At 42.2% G+C, this 20,290-nt stretch carries 18 protein-coding genes and 1 riboswitch; of the genes, 11 read left to right on the forward strand and 7 right to left on the reverse strand.

The features are described from left to right. Window positions 1–66: 66 nt before the first annotated feature. Window positions 67–1,239 (reverse strand): acyl-CoA desaturase, encoded by a 1,173-nt coding sequence (locus tag IEV36_RS04500; protein ID WP_004775465.1) that lies wholly within the window; start codon window positions 1,237–1,239, stop codon window positions 67–69. A 211-nt stretch (window positions 1,240–1,450) separates the two neighbouring features. Between IEV36_RS04500 and IEV36_RS04505 the strand changes: the two genes are divergently transcribed. Further along, window positions 1,451–1,978: an META domain-containing protein gene (locus IEV36_RS04505; RefSeq protein WP_005259463.1), complete on the forward strand. Its 528-nt coding sequence runs from the start codon at window positions 1,451–1,453 to the stop codon at window positions 1,976–1,978. A gap of 30 nt (window positions 1,979–2,008) precedes the next feature. Here the strand turns inward: IEV36_RS04505 and IEV36_RS04510 are convergent, their stop codons facing one another. The 3 genes from IEV36_RS04510 to IEV36_RS04520 all read right to left on the reverse strand — a co-directional run bounded on the left by IEV36_RS04510 (window position 2,009) and on the right by IEV36_RS04520 (window position 5,296). Next, entirely contained in the window at window positions 2,009–2,725 is a 717-nt protein-coding gene (locus IEV36_RS04510) for a glycerophosphodiester phosphodiesterase (protein ID WP_005259462.1), read from the reverse strand. Between the two features lie 23 nt (window positions 2,726–2,748). Continuing rightward, window positions 2,749–3,336 carry a cob(I)yrinic acid a,c-diamide adenosyltransferase gene (locus IEV36_RS04515; RefSeq protein ID WP_005259460.1) on the reverse strand — a complete coding sequence of 196 codons (588 nt, stop codon included), beginning with the start codon at window positions 3,334–3,336 and terminating at the stop codon, window positions 2,749–2,751. A gap of 103 nt (window positions 3,337–3,439) precedes the next feature. Then, entirely contained in the window at window positions 3,440–5,296 is a 1,857-nt protein-coding gene (locus IEV36_RS04520; RefSeq protein ID WP_005259459.1) for a TonB-dependent receptor plug domain-containing protein, read from the reverse strand. Window positions 5,297–5,331: 35 nt separating this feature from the next. Continuing rightward, a riboswitch (cobalamin riboswitch) is annotated at window positions 5,332–5,545 on the reverse strand. Window positions 5,546–5,664: 119 nt separating this feature from the next. Here IEV36_RS04520 and IEV36_RS04525 point away from each other — a divergent pair. Genes IEV36_RS04525 through IEV36_RS04535 form a run of 3 tightly spaced genes read left to right on the forward strand, consistent with a single transcriptional unit; the run spans window position 5,665 to window position 8,071 of the window. Continuing rightward, window positions 5,665–6,324, forward strand: a complete 660-nt coding sequence (locus IEV36_RS04525; RefSeq protein WP_005259458.1) for a phosphoribosylanthranilate isomerase — start codon at window positions 5,665–5,667, stop codon at window positions 6,322–6,324. Further along, window positions 6,305–7,549: a tryptophan synthase subunit beta gene (trpB, locus tag IEV36_RS04530; protein WP_005259457.1), complete on the forward strand. Its 1,245-nt coding sequence runs from the start codon at window positions 6,305–6,307 to the stop codon at window positions 7,547–7,549. The genes IEV36_RS04525 and trpB overlap by 20 nt, the downstream gene beginning before the upstream one ends. A 9-nt stretch (window positions 7,550–7,558) precedes the next feature. Continuing rightward, window positions 7,559–8,071, forward strand: coding sequence for a DUF1543 domain-containing protein (locus IEV36_RS04535; protein ID WP_005259456.1), 513 nt, complete (start codon window positions 7,559–7,561; stop codon window positions 8,069–8,071). A 61-nt stretch (window positions 8,072–8,132) separates the two neighbouring features. Here IEV36_RS04535 and IEV36_RS04540 read toward each other — a convergent pair whose 3' ends face one another. After that, on the reverse strand, window positions 8,133–9,911 hold the full coding sequence (locus tag IEV36_RS04540; protein WP_005259455.1) for a bifunctional metallophosphatase/5'-nucleotidase: 1,779 nt from the start codon (window positions 9,909–9,911) through the stop codon (window positions 8,133–8,135). A 214-nt stretch (window positions 9,912–10,125) separates the two neighbouring features. Here IEV36_RS04540 and IEV36_RS04545 point away from each other — a divergent pair, with 214 nt between their 5' ends. Continuing rightward, the gene (locus IEV36_RS04545) at window positions 10,126–11,121 is read left to right on the forward strand and encodes a DUF2804 domain-containing protein (protein ID WP_005259454.1); all 996 of its coding nucleotides are present in this window, start codon (window positions 10,126–10,128) and stop codon (window positions 11,119–11,121) included. A 57-nt stretch (window positions 11,122–11,178) separates the two neighbouring features. On the opposite strand, the gene IEV36_RS04550 is transcribed toward IEV36_RS04545, so the two are convergent. Further along, complete coding sequence (locus IEV36_RS04550; RefSeq protein WP_004775447.1) at window positions 11,179–12,054, reverse strand: metal-dependent hydrolase; 876 nt, start codon at window positions 12,052–12,054, stop codon at window positions 11,179–11,181. Window positions 12,055–12,170: 116 nt separating this feature from the next. Between IEV36_RS04550 and IEV36_RS04555 the strand changes: the two genes are divergently transcribed. Further along, a complete protein-coding gene (locus IEV36_RS04555) occupies window positions 12,171–13,193 on the forward strand; it encodes an AraC family transcriptional regulator (RefSeq protein WP_005259453.1) in 1,023 nt (340 codons plus the stop codon). A gap of 274 nt (window positions 13,194–13,467) precedes the next feature. Here the strand turns inward: IEV36_RS04555 and IEV36_RS04560 are convergent, their stop codons facing one another. Further along, window positions 13,468–14,799 (reverse strand): Na+/H+ antiporter NhaC family protein, encoded by a 1,332-nt coding sequence (locus IEV36_RS04560; RefSeq protein WP_005259452.1) that lies wholly within the window; start codon window positions 14,797–14,799, stop codon window positions 13,468–13,470. A gap of 275 nt (window positions 14,800–15,074) precedes the next feature. On the opposite strand from IEV36_RS04560, the gene trpA reads away from it, so the two are divergent. From trpA to IEV36_RS04585, 5 genes are all read left to right on the forward strand, one after another. Next, window positions 15,075–15,878 carry a tryptophan synthase subunit alpha gene (gene trpA, locus IEV36_RS04565; RefSeq protein WP_005259451.1) on the forward strand — a complete coding sequence of 268 codons (804 nt, stop codon included), beginning with the start codon at window positions 15,075–15,077 and terminating at the stop codon, window positions 15,876–15,878. Beyond that, the gene (gene accD, locus IEV36_RS04570; RefSeq protein WP_004775442.1) at window positions 15,875–16,771 is read left to right on the forward strand and encodes an acetyl-CoA carboxylase, carboxyltransferase subunit beta; all 897 of its coding nucleotides are present in this window, start codon (window positions 15,875–15,877) and stop codon (window positions 16,769–16,771) included. The genes trpA and accD overlap by 4 nt, the downstream gene beginning before the upstream one ends. Next, window positions 16,768–18,054, forward strand: a complete 1,287-nt coding sequence (folC, locus tag IEV36_RS04575) for a bifunctional tetrahydrofolate synthase/dihydrofolate synthase (RefSeq protein ID WP_005259450.1) — start codon at window positions 16,768–16,770, stop codon at window positions 18,052–18,054. Before accD ends, folC begins: the two co-directional genes overlap by 4 nt. Next, window positions 18,045–19,169 carry an SPOR domain-containing protein gene (locus tag IEV36_RS04580; protein ID WP_005259449.1) on the forward strand — a complete coding sequence of 375 codons (1,125 nt, stop codon included), beginning with the start codon at window positions 18,045–18,047 and terminating at the stop codon, window positions 19,167–19,169. The genes folC and IEV36_RS04580 overlap by 10 nt, the downstream gene beginning before the upstream one ends. 84 nt (window positions 19,170–19,253) lie before the next feature. Beyond that, on the forward strand, window positions 19,254–20,192 hold the full coding sequence (locus IEV36_RS04585) for a DUF6929 family protein (protein ID WP_005259447.1): 939 nt from the start codon (window positions 19,254–19,256) through the stop codon (window positions 20,190–20,192). Window positions 20,193–20,290 lie beyond the last annotated feature (98 nt).

Below are 20,290 nucleotides of genomic sequence, written 5' to 3' on the forward strand. Positions count from 1 at the left end.
CGCAGAGATGAAACCGCAGATATAAAAAATGGCCTCGATTTGAGACCATTTTTTATGGGTATTCTGTTATTCAGAAACAGGCGCTTTTTTGATGTTACGCATTAAGGTTTCTAAACATTCACGGTGATGACTTAAACGGTGTTCAAGTAACTGGAAATCAACCTTCAGCTTGTGATCCATTTGATGGATTTTTTCAGCCATTGCTGCTTTCTTGGCATGAAGCTCTTGTTCTTTCAGCTTCGCCCAATCATTTAAGGTATGGGTAAATGCTTCGTATTCTTGTGCAATACGTTGTTTCATTTGCACGATGTCGGTATTGACATCATGACCATAAATCGCAAGATCGCGTTCAGCATATTTAAACTTCATCGCAAGCTCAGCTTTTTTGATATTAAAGCTTGGAATACGACGTAAATTTTTAGCTAAACCAAGTTTTGAGCTGGTCCAGATTAACCATTTGGTTGGATCATATTGCCACCATTTCACACCATTACGGTAATCGTACTGGAAGATGTGATGATAGTTATGATAACCCTCACCCCAAGTGAAAATAGCTAAGACAAAGTTGTCACGTGCTGTATTTTCATCGGTATAAGGACGTTTGCCCCACATGTGGCAAAGCGAGTTAATAAAGAAGGTGACGTGATGGCTGATGATTAAACGTAATAAACCACCCAGTAAAATCACTCCCCAGATATCGCCAGTCGCCCAACCGATTAAGCCTAATACACCGACATGAACTGCGATAACCATTGGCACATAATATTTATGCTGGAACATCACTAATTTGTCATTGAGCAAATCAGGTGCATTTTTAAAATCAGGTTCAGATGGCGAATGATCGCGAATCATCCAGCCTAAGTGCGCGTACCAAAAACCACGTTTAATTGAATACGGGTCTTGATCCACATCATCGACATGGCGGTGATGGGTACGGTGACCTGAAGCCCAGAATAAAATACTATTCTGGACAGCAAAGGTACCACCAATCATCAATAAAATTTTAAGTGGTAAAGCTGCTTCATAAGCACGATGTGCCCAAAGACGGTGATAACCTGCTGTAATTCCTAGGCTACTAAGTGCCAAAAGGAAGATCATGCTCACCCAAGCACTTACACTAAAATCATAATAATAAGCGTATAAAGGGATTAAAATAGCGGCAAGAATTGGTGTGCCAATTAAGGTAATGCTAGCAGTCCAGTTAATGGGTGCCTTTTTTTTGAGTGGGGCGGAAGTCATATCCGTCAGCGCTCCTAAAAACCTTGTTTGTACAAGATAATAAAACTAAACGAGATAGCAAAACCAATCATGACGATATATTGCTATTTTATCACTGATATTAGCATGTCCAAATCGATTAGCACTAGTATTATTGTACAGTTGTATCGAAAGAACAGTAACAGAATTCATTTGTAAATTTGATCAATGAATTAAAAGGTGAAATAAATCAATGTCTGAGCAAAATACCATGAAAAATCCTATTTTTTCTTTGAAGGCATTTTTTAACAAAACTTTAATATTCTCTGCTGCTGTCATGCTTGCAGCCTGCCAAAGCCAACCTCAGCCAGCGCAAAAGAATACCTTGCAGCCGAAACGGGTGACACAGCCGCCCACCATGCAAGTACGTAAAAGTACCGATGGTGTACAAGATGTGGATTGGCAAATTACCACCATTCAAGGCAAGCGAGCTTTGTTCTTTAACCAGTATCCAGGTTTTCAGCTCAATTCCATTTCAAAGATGGTTTCAGGGCATACGGGCTGTAACAATATTTATGGTCGTTATAAATATGATTTCACCCAGCGTAAACTGGATTTTGATGTGATGGCACAGCATCAAAGCTGTAACCGCGCTTTAGCGCAAGAGGCGGATTTGATGGATGCGATTCAACGAGTTGAGCGTTTCCAGCTAGATGGCGCAAACCTATATTTGTTAGATGCAAAAGGGCAACGTTTGATTCAGGCCCAGCGTAAGAAATAAAAGAAAAGGCGGAATTTATTCCGCCTTTTCTTATTTTAAATGTTGCAACATGGTACTTGGAACATCAGTAATTAAACCTTGAATACCCAGCTGCTGCAGGTGCTTGGCACGTTCAACCTCATTCACCGTCCAAACACTGATTGCAAGATTCGCCTGTTGAGTCCGTTGAATAATTTCATCGGTTGCTAGAGCATCGCCCCAACCAATTTGACAGCAGTCATATTGCTGGGCAAGTTCAATCGCATATTCCCCAATTGGAATTTCAACCAGTAGTCCACGCTTAAAATGACTGTGATGACGCTGTAAGGCAGCTAAAATTTTGACATCAAAACTGGTAATGGTTGCGCTATTCTCAAACCCTTTTAAATCTTGATGCAGTTGATAGACCAAGCGTTCAGCCGCTGCATCGTCTGTAACTGCTTTGATTTCAACTTCAATATGCTCAAAGTCAGTTAAGCACTCAAGGACATGGGGAAGACTAGGCGTATATTCTTCAAAGGCCCATGCCTGCCATTGATGACGATGATCGAACTGCTGTGCTTCTAATAAATTACAGCTTTCAACCTGTTGTGAGCGGCCCGCCGTGCGAACAAAGTCATCATCATGGATCACGACCAATTGATCATCTTTCAATTGGCGTACATCAAACTCGACTGCACGTACGCCTAAATCATGCAGATAACGAAAACCGCCTAACGTATTTTCAGGGGCTTCACCACGCGCACCACGATGACCAATAATTCGCATTTGTCTCTGCCTTTATTGAAAAGTTATGCTTGATCGATACTGTCGTTAATATTCTTTTGCCATAGCACTTCGCTACCACCTTCGGCACGCTGTAAAGCACGTGAGGCAACGAATAACCAGTCTGATAAGCGATTCAATAATTGTAGTGCAGTCGCTTGAATATTTTGGTCACGATTATGTACTGACAATAAAGCGCGTTCTGCACGACGGCAGACTGCACGTGCTTGATGGGCATAGCTACAAGCCAAAGTGCCTGATGGCAAAATGAAGTCTTTTAACATCGGTAAAGATTCATTCATGTGGTCGATTTCTTTTTCCAGAAAGTCGATGCATACAGGTTGAAGCAAGTGATAATTGGGAATACAGACTTCGCCACCTAGATCGAACAACCAATGTTGAATCAGGCTTAAACTTTTATCCCAGTGTGCTTTATTTTCAACTTGGCTGGCACTGATCTGTGCGCGAAGCACACCAATGGTTGCATTGAGTTCATCGACATCACCCAAAGCTGCGATGCGTAAATCATCTTTGGCAACACGTGAGCCATCTCCGAGACCTGTGGTGCCTGAGTCGCCTGTACGTGTATAGATTTTACTTAAACGATGTCCCATAGTTCTGTTTCTCTGATCCTGAAAATAAAAAGGGGATAATGTCGGTCAGAACATTACCCCGAAACTGGAGTTAAGAAAATGTTTTTATTATTTTAGCGCACGATTAATAACGGAATGTGACACCCGCAGAAGCTTGACGACCACCGTTGATATAGTACACACCATTACCGTTATAAGCGGTTTTATAATTTACGTCGCCAATATTTTCGATATTAGTGAATAGCTTAATCGTAGGTGTTGCCTGCCAATACGCATTAACATTGGTAGAAACATAGCCTGGTGTTGTAGTTGGAGTAGTAGATGGGTAGTCTGCAAAGTCTTTTGAATTTGATTTTGCGACAACAGAAGCTGAAACCCCATAAACACCGTCATCCCATCCCGTTGTCAACGTTAAACTTTGACGAGGGCGGCGAGTCAAATCCTTTTTAGTCTCATCATCTTTGGCTTGAACATAAGCATAAGTTGTACTTAAAAAGAGTTCATCTTGTTGCCATTTAAAAGAGGCCTCACCACCAGTAAAGGTTGCTTTGTTGACATTAATCAGTTTGCCTGCTTGAAAACTAATAAGGTTATCCACTTTATTACGATAAATAGATAAGCCTAGATCAATATTGTGATTTAATTTCTGATCTACACCGATCTCATAAGAGAAACTCTCTTCTGGTTTTAAATCAGGGTTTGCGCCCCAAGACATAGCATATAAATCATTTGTAGTTGGTGCACGGAACGCCGAACCTACATTGGCATAAATGCTGGTAAGAGGTAATATTTGATAGCGAATAGCCCCTTGACCGACTGTATGTGTACCAAATTTATCATTGTCTTCAACACGAACACCAACTTGGGTGTCTAAGCCATTGTGCTGATATTGGTGTTGAGCAAAATAACCAATGGTATCTACAGATTCTTTATATTTGACATCTTGTCCGCCGTATAGATTTTTTGAGTAGACATCACCTTTAATATCTTTAAAGGTTGAACCAACTAAAATATTTTGGGCAGGCGTTATTTGCCATTTTGTATAGAGTTCAGTTTCTTGAGTTGTACTATGTACATAATCGGAAGAAGTATTCTGATCAATATTATCTTTGTATTGTGAAAGGCGGGCATGTACTGCAACGTTATCTAAAACATTGAAACGGCCTTTTACGTTAATTGCTTCATTTTTAAAATCTTGAGAAACCAAGTTACCGTAATTATCGTAATCGCTATAACCTTGGTTCTCGCTATAATCAACAGAAGCCGCATATTGCGCTTTATCAATCCCAACTTTTGCACTATAACCTTTCTGATCAAAGCTCGCCTTTTTATTATTTTTTGCGTCAGTAACAGGCGTACCATCGGTTTCTAGGCGTTGTCCACGAATTTGAGCATAGAATCCGTCTTCGGCTAAATCTGCACCGATTACAGCTTTATAGGTTTTATTTTCACCCATTTCACCTGTTACAAAAGCAGAGGTTTTTTCAGGCGTTTTGGAAATGAGTTGAACGACACCACCAATTGCATCAGCACCATATAAAACAGAGGCTGGACCTTTGAGAACTTCGATCTGCTTAATATCTGTAGTATCAATAAAAGGAAGCGATGCTGCACCAGAGGTATTTGAGTTTAGACGAACACCATCTCTTAAAAGCAAAGTGTGATTCGAGTTGGTACCACGTAAAAAAATAGAAGCAGCTTGCCCATAGCCACCTGTTTGTACCATATTGATTGAAGCATCGGTCTGGAGTAGCTGCGGTAAGGCTGCAATCGGAGACTGCTCAAGAATTTTAGGTTCAATAATATTGATACGTGCAGGAACTTCACTGATTTTCTGTTCACTACGAGATGCGGTCACAACGATTGTATCGAGCGTTGCAGTTTTATCTGTTGATTGATCTTGAGCAAAAGCTGGTGAAGTAAACCCCATCGCAATAGCGATAGCCCCAACTAAACGAGTTGGTTGAAAAGCAGTAGACATGCGCACTCCAGACATTCACCCGTCGTGAATGATAATGTGGAAATAAACAACAAGCAGGTCTCCGGACTTCACTATAATCATCAAACAAATGATATTACTCATCATCTTCCCACATCATACCGATGCAGTGATTTGGCGTTGAGCTGAGATGAGTGATTCGGTGTTACCGTTGCGAGGGCAGTGTTGGAATTCCACCAACTTCCCTATAAGCAAAAGAATTTGCTTTAGACTTGTTGCAAGATTACGCAAAGTATAAAGTGATAACGTTTTTTAAACAATTGCATTTCAGAATGAACTTTGCCCAAAGTGGGCCAAATTGCATTACAATGCGAGAGTTTCAAAAATATTCAGTTTAAATTGGACAGCTCATGCGCCAAAACCAGATGCGAACTCGCGCCAAGATTTGTGGAATTACCCGAGTACAAGATATTCAAGCAGTTGTACAGTCAGGTGCAGATGCAATCGGTTTTGTATTTTTTCCGCCAAGCCCACGTCATGTCAGCATTGAACACGCTCAAATATTGGCACAACAAGTTCCTCCTTATGTACAGTTGGTCGGCTTATTTGTAAACGCAAGCGCTGAAGAAATTCAAACGGTGCTTGATTCAGTTCCTTTGGATGTATTACAACTACATGGCGATGAAACGCCAGAACAATGCCAATTCATTGCAGCACAATGCAAACGTCGTTGGTATAAGGCTATTCAGGTTAAACCCGATTTAGATGTTGTGGCTGAAATCCAGCGCTATCAAGCAGTGGGTGCCAGTGCAGTTTTATTAGATGCATGGCATCCTGAACTAAAAGGCGGGACAGGGCATCGCTTTGATTGGGAGCAATTCCCCCAACTAGATATTCCTCTAATTTTAGCAGGCGGATTAACCCCTGAAAATGTGAGTGAAGCTATTGATACTACAGCAGCTTTTGCTGTGGATGTCAGCGGAGGCATCGAGTCCGCAAAAGGTATAAAAGACCAACAACTGATTGAAAAATTTATGCAAGGAGTCCAACGTGGATCAGCAAAGCCTTAGTCAAAAAAATCAAGTGATTGACTACACCCAGTTTCCAGATGCTCAAGGGCATTTCGGTATTCATGGTGGACGTTTTGTATCAGAAACGCTGATGGCTGCACTTGAAGACCTCGAAAGTCTTTATGGTCGTATGAAGAATGATGCACAATTCTTGGCAGAGTTTGATCGTGATCTTGCGTTCTATGTTGGTCGTCCTAGTCCGCTTTATTATGCTGAGCGATGGTCTCAGCACCTCGGTGGTGCGCAAATTTACCTGAAACGTGAAGACTTAAACCATACGGGTTCGCATAAGGTCAATAACACCATTGGTCAGGCTTTATTGGCAAAGCTTTCAGGTAAGAAGCGTATCATTGCGGAAACAGGAGCAGGTCAGCACGGTGTGGCGACGGCGACCATTGCAGCACGTTTGGGTATGGAATGTGTGGTGTACATGGGCGCTGAAGATGTGAAGCGTCAGGCCATGAATGTATATCGTATGCGTTTGTTGGGCGCGACGGTTGTGCCAGTACAAAGCGGTTCAAAAACTTTGAAAGATGCCATGAACGAGGCGATGCGTGACTGGGTGACCAATGTCGATAGTACCTATTATGTGATTGGTACCGTGGCAGGCCCACATCCATATCCACAACTCGTTCGTGATTTCCAGTCGATTATTGGTCGTGAAGCTCGCCAGCAAATCCAAGATCAAGCAGGACGTTTGCCTGATGCTTTAGTGGCGTGTGTGGGTGGAGGTTCAAATGCGATGGGCTTGTTCTATCCATTCCTGAATGATCAGGATGTGAAAATGTACGGTGTTGAAGCGGCAGGTTTTGGCATTGAAACAGGCAAACACTCTGCGCCATTAAATGCAGGACATGTGGGTGTATTACATGGCAACCGTACTTATTTGATGTCGGATGAGCAAGGTCAGATCATTGAAACACATAGTATTTCAGCTGGTTTGGACTATCCAGGTGTAGGTCCTGAGCACAGTTTCTTAAAAGATATGAACCGTGTGGAATATGTGCCGATCAATGATGATGAAGCGCTGCAAGGTTTCCGTGATTTAACGCAGATCGAAGGGATTATTCCTGCGCTTGAAAGCTCACATGCCATGGCTTATGTCACTAAACTGGCACCAACCATGTCGAAAGATCAAATCATTATTGCTACGGTTTCAGGTCGTGGTGATAAAGATTTAATGACGGTTGCACGCATTGATGGCGTTGAAATGGTCGAGATGTAAGCTGTTCCTATGCCAAGTTTGTTTATGGTGATGTTGGGTGGTCGACATGCCAAAGCCAATATGGAAGTACATGATGTGGTGATGGCGATTGGTGAGACATTGCCAGAGCTTACACCACAATTGAAACAGGCTTGGTTTGGTGAACTCAAAGGTTTACATATTGATGCTTGGGCACAGCTTACAGGTGTGCAGTCGCAAGGTGTGAATTATCGAATTCAGTTCTCAGAAGCTGCACCATCAGCGTCTGATCCAAAACTATATTTAATAAATTTGGGTGGATATACGCCAGATGCATTTGGTGAGTTACATCGCTATCATCTTGTCGTTGCACCTGATGCTGTGACTGCAAAACAGTTAGGTAAACAATTTATTGAGCAACACTGGTATAAGCCGCATACGGATCGTGTCGTGGATGTTGATGATTGTCTTCCGATAGATCATGTTGCAGGGCGTTATATCCATTTGGTTCAAGGCGAGTTTAGGCCCACAATTTGGGAAAATACCTATCTGACTTTGGATTAATCCAATATGAAATGAAAATAAGGAAGCAGTGGCTTCCCTATTTTTTTATTATGGATACTGCTTATGGCAGTAATTTGATTCGATCTGTTTTTGGTGCCGTTAATGGAGAATATTGAGACACATATTTTTCCAGTGCATCAATATCTTGTCCACCACCGACAGGATTTTTACCTTCTTTTAATACCGTAAAGTTATCACCGCCATCGGCAAGGAAACTGTTCACCGTAACACGATAAACCTTCGTATCATTTAAAGCTTGTCCTGCAACTAAAATATTGCTGGCACGCGGTGACGTTGAGTTGTCTTTCTTATAGGAATAACTGAACTCTTTGGATGGCTGTAAGATACGTACCGTGGCTGCATTGGCACCAGACCATTGCTGTTCTAACACATCGCGGATTTGTTTGCCCGTTAGGCTCAGCGTCACAATCGAATTGCCAAATGGCTGTACTGTAAAGACATCACCAAAAGTGATCTGATTACTGCTGTTCACCAATAAGTCAGCACGAACACCACCCGGATTCATCAGGGTAAAGTCTGAACCTTGATTACTTGCAGTTAATGCCATGGCTTGTTGTGCATCGGCAATTAAATTACCGAGAGCGCTTTCACCACTTTCTGTTGCATTACGATTAATGACACCGTTGGCTGTACCCACCACGCGCGCCGAAATGGTGGTGACAGCTTGGCGATATTTATCAAGGATCGCTTCAATGCTTGGCGTTTTATTAAACTTCTCATATAGATCAGTTAAGTTCACTGTGGTTGAGCCAGAGGTGTAGGCTTCACTTTGAATCGGAACTTGTTTGGCATCCTTTTTAATGACATTACCCGTTTTGCCATCCAGTTCTAATTGGATGTTGGTAATCGCCGTGCCATATTGTCCCGCAGAAGTCAGTAAGAACGGTTTTTGTGGATTCTTGGTTGAGTAATCACAAATATAAGATTGGTGCGTATGACCAGAAACCACCACATCAACCGCAGGGTCTAAACGGTCAAGGATACCGAGTAACGGACCGCTGAGGCCATCACAGGTTTTTTTATTAAATTTGGTACTTGGTGCAACACCTTCATGCACCACCACTACAATCGCTTCAATGCCTTGTTTCTTTAACTCTGGAATTAAGGCATTCACCGTATCCGCTTCATCATTAAAGTTGACATCTTTAATACCCGCAGCTGACACAATGCTCGGCGTCGCTTTCAAGGTCATGCCAATAAAGGCAACAGGAATGCCACCATAGGTTTTGACTTTATAAGCAGGGAATAAGGTTTTGTTTGGATCCGCCTTCATCGAGACATTGGCAGCCAAGAAATTGAATTTAGCGCCAGGAAATTCTTTATTAATTTGACACGGTTTGGCACTGGTGAATTGCTGACAGCCACCATTTTGCAAACGACGAAGTTCATCGGTTCCACGGTCGAATTCATGATTACCCACCGCATTGAAATCAATCTGGATATCGTTCATGGTTTCGATGGTCGGCTCATCTAAAAATAGCGATGAAGTGAGGGGGGAGGCACTAATCAAGTCACCTGCTGAAACCACAGCATTGTTGGGGTATTGGGAGCGTAACTTTTTTATCGCATCTGCAAAGTAACTGACCCCACCGACAGGAATACGTACTGTTTTACTACTATCGCTTGGATCATCTGCTTCGATAAAGCGTTTGGGTGGTTCCAGATTACCGTGAAAATCATTGAAGGCGAGGATATTGATACTTTGGTTTTTGCGTTCTGGCGTTGGTACTTCGTTATCATTATTGTCATCATTACACGCCGTTAAAGACAGCATCATGAGACAGAGTACATTTGCTTTTAATAATTGTTGAGTCATCATGTTTTTTGATCGAGTGGTATAAGATTGTTTTTAAAATAAAACTTCTGTATGAATGTTTGATGAAATTATGAGCTAGAATCATTCGGAAGAAACTTGGATTTAGTGGTAAAAATGCAAAGGATTCATCATTTTTACAGACAAAACGATGAGGAAATTTGTCCGCTTAAGCTTTATTATTGAGGCAGATGCAAACCCGTAATCATGGAATGAAATAATGGATTTGATACAAACCAATGGTCAGCCACGTTATGGACGTTTTGATCAGGTACCATCGAGAATCAATCTGGATGACTATATTTATAAAACGCCGTATGGACAGGTCTTAACAGGCTGGCGCAAGCAACTTAAATATAAAAAATTTAAATTCTGCGGATTGCAGCATGAGCACTACAGCATTGGGGTGGCGATTGTCGATCTATCTTGGGCAGGGCATGGTTTCTTTTATGTCTATGATCATCAAACTCAAAAAGTGATTGAATGGAATGCAATCCAGCCACTGGCATTGAAAACCCATCTTGATGAACAGCCGTTATTTAGTCAAAGCCATTTTAAAAAATCAGCCTATCAATTCGATATGCAACATGCCAATGGCGTGCGTTATATTCAGGTCACCAAACATGGTGAAATTCAGTTAAAAGCACGAATTTTTTGTGCAGGTACGGATGCGCTCAGTTTATGTAGCCCAACAGGAATTAATGGTTGGACTTATACGCAAAAGCAGACCACGCTGGCAGTTGAGGGCTTTTTTATTAGTCCAGCTCAGCAACAGATTGAATTTAATGCACAGAGTTTAGCTGCTTTAGATGATACCTGTGGTTTTCTGCGACCTGAAACGGCTTGGTTCTGGTTGTCTTGCCAGTTCCGTGATGCGCAAGATCGCCGTATTGGTATCAATCTGGCATCAGGTGTGAATGAAAGTTTTGGTAATGAAAATGCTTTGTGGGTCAATGGACGTTTGTATCCGCTGACGGATGTTTTATTTGAGCAAAAAGATGAAAAAACTTGGTCAATTCGTTCTTTAGGTGGATGTTTAAACTTGGTGGTGGAAACAGGCTGGTGCCGTTTTGAGAATATTAACTTGCGTTTGATCGGCAGTCAGTTCAATCAATGGCAGGCCAAAGTCAGTGGGACGATTGCGCATGACCAAGTCGAATTGGTGGCATTAGATAATGAATATGGTTTGTTAGAACAGCATTATGCGAAGTGGTGATGATGGAAATAAAAATCCCCTCAATTGGAAGGGGATTTCTTTATGTCTAATAATGAACTAAAGCCCTGCTTGCCAAAAAGCTTCACCCGCAGCAATTGGATCATTGGTCTTGGCTAAAGTATCAATCCAGACATCGTATTGGCGAATAACAGGATGTTGATTTGGATGGAAATCCTTTTTAAACCAGTCGCTATATTGTGCTCTTTTCGCCGTCAAAATACCGTTACGACCAAAGAACCACGGTAAACCTTTACGTGCCATATCAAAACGTTGTCTTAAATTAAAACCATCGGTTTTGAGCATCACATCGGTACGATAGAGAGTAAAACCAAACATCATCACTGTGGTAAAGACCAAGGCAAAGCGACGGGTTGCTTCAGGCACTTCACCAACTTCTCGCATCACATCAAATGCGACATCTCGATGTTCCATTTCTTCAATCGCATGCCAAGCAAAAAGTGCGCGAACAAAAGGATCAGCTTCGGCCAACGTCTCTTTTTTGCTATAGAAGGTATCCGCCATCAGCGCAGTTAAATGCTCGGCTGCTGCGGTCATGGCAATGTTGTATTGGGGAGAGCGATTCTTGAGCTCAAAGCGAAAGATTTTCTTTAAGCGAGTGGTGAACTGCTCCACAGGCATCCCCTGATCTTTCATGATCTGGTTCATTTTGTCATGTGCAATGCCATGTTGTGCTTCCTGACGAATAAAATCAGCGACACGTTCCTGCAAGTCTGGATCATCAATTTTGTCACGGAATAAACGGACACATTCAATAAAATAACGCTCACCATCGGGGAAGGTCAGGCTGAGGGCATCAAACATACGGGTACGGAATGGATCGCCACCGAACCAGAAGCGGGGTGCTTGTTCTAAATGGAAGTCCAGTTTGGTTCTGACCACAGGATCAACTTGATAGGAAACATGTGCATTCATTTTGACGATTCCTTATTTTTCTTCATGTCGCCAGTATGGAAAAACTCCGATGAAATGTTTTGACAGTTACAGCCAATTTTTATACAAATAACGACAGCTCAGGATGAGATTGGCCCATGTCAGTTAAAATAATAATCGGATACTTGCGTTTGTTTAGTCGCGTGCTGCAACAGGAACAAGTTGATTTATCTAAAGTTGTTGCACCTGAACTGTGGAAAGACTTTCAAGCCTGTTTAGATAATCCAGATGAAAAAGACTTTGATGTCGAGCGTTATGTCTTGTTATTACAGGCTGCTCAACCACATTTCACTCGTCCCATTACCTTAGTTTTGGCAGAGCATGCCAATTTGCAGGACTTGGGTTTGATGGGCTATCTGGCATCAACCAGTATTGATCTACAACAAGCCTTGCAGCTATTACAGCGTTATTATTCTCTGGTCTTTAAGCAAACCAATTTAGAACAGCTCGATGTCCAGCAGTTTCCAGACTATATTCAAATTGTGTGGAGTGCCTCTTATCGTGATTATCGGGAAATGTATGAATTGAATCTGGCCCTGATCTTCAAGATTGCCCAATCCATTGTCCAAGATGACCTGATTCCGCCGCAGACCATCCAGTTTGGTTACGCGCCCCATACTGCGCTGTATCATTTTGAAAAATTTTATGGCTGTCCGATTCAGATTCAGCAGGGGCAGTATGCGATCCGTTTTTCTAATCAGATTTTAAAAGCAAAAAGTATTGCCGCAGATCAACAGTTGAATCAGGTGTTATCCACTCAAGCACAGCAATCATTGAATAGTGTCAGTTCTTTTGAAATTCAGCAGCAACAATTTAGACAAAAAATACATAGCCTGATTGAACAGGGTTTATTGCAGCAGGAAGAGGTATTGCAGAGTTATGTTGCCAAGCGATTGCATTGTTCGGAACGTACTTTACAACGTCAGCTTAAAGCTTATGAACTGAATTTTCAGGATGTGCTGGATCAGTATCGTTTGGAGCAAAGTAAGTTGTATTTGCAACAAGGTCGGTCATTGTCTGAGATTGCGGAGCGGTTGAACTATGCGGATCAGAGTGCGTTTGGGAGGGCTTTTAAGCGTTGGACAGGTGTTACGCCTAGACAGTTTTTAAAATCTTTGTAGATTTAAAATGAATCTTTTCACTAGGCATAATTCTTATTTAAATGGGGGAGGCTCAACGGAGTCATGTTGTATTCTCATCTAATTATTGGATAAACCTTCGGTTCGACCTACTTTTGTTTTGGCAAAAGTAGGCAAAACCATTGTCATTCACATGAGGAGCGATTGAAGCTCCGCAAGGTTCACTTCCTCATTCTTGCGCTTCACCAAAGCTTTAGTCGCTTTGGCTTGCTCAGGTTGTGAACGACATTTTCGAGTCTCATATTCGTACAGGGTTTTAACATGTTTTTAAACGTGGATAATTAAAAACAATGGCAAGTACTGCGCAAATCGCAAGAATCCAGCAATAGTAGATATTACCAATCAATTCAATAGGTGAGAGTTTGGCGATCGAACAGGCGAGTAGTAACTGCGCGCCGTAGGGAATAATCCCTTGAATGATACAAGAAAAAATATCTAATAAAGCTGCACTACGTTTAGGATCTACGCCATATTCTTTTGCCACTTCACGTGCCATATCGCCAGAAAGAATGATCGCAACGGTATTATTGGCCACAAACAAATTCGAGAATACCACCAGAAAGCTTATGCCGAATTCACCTGCACGTTGTCGGCCAAATTTAAACAGGCGAGTAATGGCGTAAATACGTTGAATCAACCACTGCAATCCGCCTTCTTTTTGCATTAAAGCAGATAGCCCGCCCAGCAACATGGAAAGTAATGCCACCTCAAACATGCTGACAAAGCCATCATAGATTGAGCTATTGAGCTTCAAAATATCAAACTCAGGCTTTTCAACCAGACCAATTACACCCGATAAAATCACACCAATCATTAGCACGGCTAACACGTGTAAACGGGTAAAAGCGAGGAAGAATACTGCAAGATAAGGCAGAATTAGCCATAAATCATAATGCTGTGATTGAATGGCTTCTGCATCGTGGCTCAATGCTATATAAACAAATAGAGTGATAATGGCAGCAGGAAGGGCGATCCAGACATTGACCCGAAATTTATCTCTTAACTCAACATTTTGGCTACGGGTTGCAGCAATGGTTGTATCCGAGATCATCGATAAATTATCGCCAAACATGGCACCACCGACCACCGCACCAATCGCATAGATCGGTGCAATATCAGTAGCTTGCGCGAAACCAAAGGCAATCGGTGCACAAGCGGCAATGGTGCCCATGGAGGTTCCCATTGCAGTCGCAATAAACGCTGCAATGATAAACAGCATAGGCAACACATATTCAGCTGAAATCAGTGAGAGTCCGAGTTGTACGGTTGCATCGACACTGCCAATCGCACTGGATACACTGGCAAAAGCCCCTGCCAGCATAAACACCATAAACATTAAGATTAGATTGGGATGGCTGGCACCTTGCAGGAATTCGTCAATGGCTTTATTGAGTTTCTGTTTATAGAGCAGAAGGGCAAGAATCACCGCTGGAATTGCAGCCACAGGTGCTTTGACCTGATAGAAGGCAAATTCTGTTCCGATCATTGAATGATACAGACCACTCCCGAGAAAGATGATCAAAAATACCAATAGCGGCAGCAAAGCAAGGGCATTGCTTTGTACTTTTTCCGGAGAGTGGGCAGACATAAAAATAAAAAGGAAACTTAAAAATTGCGGGTAGTATAAAGGAGCTTGGCGGATTTCTAAAATGCTACGTGATAAGCCTGAAATTAGGAATCTTTGATCATTGAGAAAAAACTCAAAATATAGATAAATGTACAAGGGGAGTTGTAAGTCTCAGGATTCGCTGTCGCATTCACGTCAAACTCTGTTCAATGAACAAAAAATAGCGTTACAATGCAGTGTTTTTAAATGACCACAAACAACTCCTTAATTTATATAAATCAGGAAAGCATAATCCTATGTCACGTCTTGCCACTCGTTTTGAACAGCTTAAATCTCAGCAACGTAAAGCGCTTGTTTCTTATGTAATGGCAGGTGATCCGCATCCACAGGTAACTGTTCCATTGCTTCATCAAATGGTAGAAGCGGGCGTTGATGTCATTGAACTGGGTCTTCCATTCTCTGACCCGATGGCAGATGGTCCCGTGATTGCTTTAGCGGCTGAACGTGCTTTGGCAGGTGGAACCAATACTTTAGATGCATTGAATATGGTGAAAGCCTTTCGTGAAAAAGATCAAACGACACCTGTGGTATTAATGGGATATTTAAATCCTGTTGAAGTCATTGGTTATGAAAAGTTTGTTGCTTATGCGAAAGACTGTGGTGTTGATGGTGTGCTTTTGGTGGACTTACCACCTGAAGAATCTCAGCAATTAGGTGAAGTTCTTAAACAAAATGGAATGGATCAGATCTTCTTGCTCGCGCCGACCTCAACAGACCAGCGTATTCAACATGTGGTAAATCAGGCAAGCGGCTTTGTTTACTATGTGTCATTAAAAGGTGTGACAGGTGCGGCAACTTTAGATACTTCTGAAGCAGCAGCGCGTATTGCAAAAATTAAATCTAAAACTAATGTGCCAGTCGGCGTCGGTTTTGGAATTAGTGATGCAGCGTCTGCAAAAGCGATGGGTCAAGTTGCCGATGCCGTTATTGTAGGAAGTGCTTTCGTTAAATCTTTTGCGACATTGCCAGCCGATGAAGCTGCGCAACAGACGGTGAATAAAGTGAAGGAGCTTCGAGCTGCGCTCGATGAGTTAGTATGAGTCAAGAGTTAACATCAGGGAAGGTTCTTAACCCTTCAACACCTTGGACTGAGCGTCATGTCCCTGGTATTCAGGTTGCAGATCAACAGCAAACATTTAAAGCGACCTTTACTGAGCCTACGATTGAATGTCCTGAGTGCCATGCACTAGTGACACGTACTGCCATGTCATTTAATGCCTATGTGTGTCCTCAATGTGATGAACACTTACGTATGCGTGCACGTGATCGTCTGAACTGGTTCTTTGATCAGGTGAATGGCGAATTAGGTCAGGAATTTAATGCCAAAGATCCATTAAAGTTTGTGGACAGCAAACCTTATCCAGATCGTATGCGTGAAGCCCAAGACAAAACTGGTGAGACAGAAGCACTTGTGGTGATGCAAGGTTCGCTTAAAGGTTTAGACCTTGTTGCCTGTGCCTTTGACTTTGATTTCATGGGTGGTTCAATGGGTACGGTTGTGGGCGACCGTTTTGTACAAGCGGCTGAACGTGCAATTGCATTGCATCAACCGATGATCTGTTTTGCTGCTTCTGGCGGTGCACGTATGCAGGAAGGTATGTTGTCCTTGATGCAAATGGCGCGTACTGCGGCTGCTATCCAGAAAATGAAAGAAGCTCGTGTTCCTTATGTAGTGGTATTGACCCATCCTGTATATGGTGGTGTGACTGCTTCATTGGCAATGCTGGGTGATGTACATATCGCTGAGCCGAAGGCGATGATTGGCTTTGCGGGTAAACGTGTGATTGAGCAAACAGTACGTGAGAAACTGGAAGAACCGTTCCAACGTGCAGAATATTTGCTTGATCATGGTGTGGTCGATCAAATTGTTCATCGTCACGCATTACGTGATACTGTATACAGACTTGTTGCAAAACTGATGAACTTACCTTGAAACCGCACGCTCCACATTCAACGGATACATTAACAACATGGCTCGATTATTGGGGCCATGTTCATGTTACAGGCATTGATTTAGGTTTAGAGCGCGTTATACCTGTGGCTGAAAAGCTGGGCGTAATGCAACCTGAGGCAAAAGTATTTACAGTCGCAGGCACTAATGGTAAAGGCTCGACCACGACAACTTTAGCTGCAATTTTAAATGCACAAGGTTATAAGGTTGGACTTTATCAGTCACCGCATATTTACCGTTTTAATGAGCGAGTGAAGCTGGCGGGTGTCGAGGCTGATGATCAGTCTCTGGTGGATGCTTTTGTACAAGTCGATCAGGCTCGCCGTGAATGTGGGTTAAGTCTTTCTTTTTTTGAAGCAACTACTTTGGCTGCTTTTTTGATTTTTAAACAGCAACAATGTGATGTCTGGGTGCTTGAAGTCGGTCTTGGTGGCCGTCTTGATGTGGTTAATGTGATTGATCCAGACGTTGCTGTCATTACCAATATCGGTTTAGATCATGTCGATTGGCTCGGCGATACGGTCGAAAAAATCGCATTTGAAAAAGCGGGAATCATTCGTCCGAATATTCCAGTGGTTTTTGCAGGGCAACAACAACTTCCGCAAGCCATTCAAGATAAAGTGGTTGAAACCCAAGCGCAGTTATATACACTCAATCAAGATTATTTCTATCAGCTAGATGAAGATGGTCAAACATGGTCATTTGCATCTTCTGGTAGCACTTTAAAGCTTCCCGTTGGACAGCTTGCCTTAGATAATATTTCAACTGCGGTTGCCGCTGTACTGGTGAGTGGGATTGAAGTATCACAACACGCCATTGCAACGGGTATTCAGCAGGCTCGTCTACAAGGCCGTTTTGAAATCAGACAAATTCAGGATAAAACGGTTATTTTTGATGCTGGGCACAATGCGCATGGTGTCGAATTTTTATTGAAGCAGTTGCGAAAATTCTTAAAATACAATAAACAGTACACAGAAGTTGTTGCAGTATTTTCAATGTTGGCAGATAAAGACATTCCATCTGTCACTGATTTACTAAAAACAACAGTAAAAGATTGGTTTATTGCTAATTTAGATGTGCCTAGAGCCGCACCAGTGCAACAGATTCAAGACGCATTGCAAGGGCAACAGGTCCATGAGTTCGGCAGTATCCAGCAAGCGTTTGAAACTGTGCTGAAACAAGGTAATAACAATCAGCTGATTTTAGTCTGTGGTTCGTTTCATACTTTAGAAGCGGTCTGGGAGTATTTAGAAGAATGTCGATGAATAACAAACAACGTTGGATGGGTGGCGTTGTTCTATTAGGAGGTGGTGTTTTATTGGCCGCATTACTTCTTAAAGGTAATGAAGAAATAGAGCAAGATCATACGCAAGCTAACGTTACTCATCCTATTCCCAAAACAGAGTCTAAGCCAAAAACTGCTCAGCCTGCCCAAGAGAGTGAAATGGTTTCATTACAACCTTTAGCGGTTGATGTTGAAACAGAAAAACGTTTGCTTGAAGAACAACGTCGCTCTCGTGAAAAAGCGGTTGCTGAACAAGAGGCGCGTGCTGCTGAATTTTTAAAAATGCAGCAGCAAGCAGAAGCAGCGGCGGCTCGTAAAGCAGCTGAAGAATACGCGGCAATTAATGCACGCCGTACTGCTGCACAAGAAAGTTCAGACAATATTCCACCTGAACTGGTTGAAGATGAAAAAGCAAAAGCAAAACGAATTGCTGAAGACAAACGCAAAGCGGATGAAAAGAAGCGAGCGGAACAGTTAAAAGCAGACCAGCAAAAGACGACTGACGCTGACAAAAAGCTAGCGGAAGATAAACGTAAAGCAGAAGCGGCAAAGAAAGCGGAAGCTGATCGTAAAGCTGCGGAAGACAAACGTAAGGCAGAGGCAGACAAAAAAGCTGCGGAAGACAAGCGTAAAGCAGAAGCGGATAAAAAAGCTGCGGAAGACAAGCGTAAAGCAGAAGCAGACAAGAAAGCTGCGGAAGATAAACGTAAGGCCGAGGCAGATAAGAAAGCCGCTGAAGATAAACGCAAGGCAGAAGCAGACAAGAAAGCTGCTGAAGATAAGCGTAAGGCTGAAGCAGACAAGAAAGCAGAAGCTGAAAAAGCTCGCGATCTTATGGAAAATGGCGATAAGAAATGGATGGTGCAAGTGGCACTGGCTGCAAATCAGGCCAATGCAGATGCTGTCGTTTCAAAGTTACGCGCCAAAGGCTATAAGGTGACAACTAGCCCGACATCTAAAGGGATTCGTATCATGGTTGGCCCAGCCAAAGATCGTGATACGGCAGATACTACCCGTAAGAAAATTACGTCTGATGATAGTCTGAATATGAAATCAGCTTGGGTGATTGATTGGGTTCCGCTTGACCAGCGATAAATGCTGATCTTCCCCTAGACAAATTTGAAAAATCTCGCAGGCGTTAGCTACCCTGCGAGTATTCTCTTGAATTGGGGAAACAATGTGAACATAAATGATGTTCGGATATTAGAACGGATTATTTTTGAATCTGATTCTGCGATTAGTGCACTATCTGGTGTTGCTTGTATGGGGGAGGATCTTTATTTTGTGGGTGATGATGTTCGTTACTTACTCAAAACTAACCGAAACAATAGCATGGTCAGTGCAACGGTCTTTGAAAAAATTCCATTATTTGAACAATCCGAGCCAATATCACTTATCCCACTGAGCAAAGAAAAAAAGCCTGATTTTGAAGCATTAACTTGCCTCATCTTTAACGGACAGCCACAGTTATTGATTATGGGTTCGGGTTCTACGGAAAATCGTAAACAAGCATTACTCTATAATCCTGCCAATGATCAGGTCGAAAATTTTTTAGATGCGGTGGATTATCACTTTTTAGAAAACAGTGCTGAATTAACGAATGGAGCTGACCTCAATATAGAGGCGGTATGCTCAGATAGTCATCATCTTTATATCTTTCAACGGGGTAATATTAATCGCCATCATGGTGTTTTAGTCTTTGATTTAGCCAAAATACAACAAGAGAAATCGTTAGAAAATGCGCTTATAAATTCGTTCAATCTCAACTTGCCTGAGATTGAGGGTGCTGCAAGCGGGATTTCTGATGCCTATTTTTTATTGGATAAAAAACTAATTATTGCCACGGCTGCGGTTGAGCAAACATTAAATACCTATGATGATGGTGATGTCTTGGGCAGTTTTATTTTGTTGTTCTCTCCAGATGGTCAAGCTTTATCGAGTCATTTAATTCAGGATGTAGAAAGCAAAACGCTACCCATTAAAGTTGAAGGGATTACGTGGCTTGAGTCGCGACCTGATGGCGAAGTATTTTTATTGGTCACCGACAGTGACGGTGGCAATTCTGAAATTTTGAAAGTATTGCTGAGCAGTTCTGCTTTTGAAAAACCACAAAATTAAGCCAAGTATGCTTTGCTGGGTAATTATCATCACTGAATTTAAGTTAGTCAGATTGACAAAATGCGATTGATTAAATAAACCTTTTCATCTAATCAGTA

This window comes from Acinetobacter vivianii, from assembly GCF_014635885.1.
Classification (GTDB): Bacteria; Pseudomonadota; Gammaproteobacteria; order Pseudomonadales; family Moraxellaceae; genus Acinetobacter; species Acinetobacter vivianii.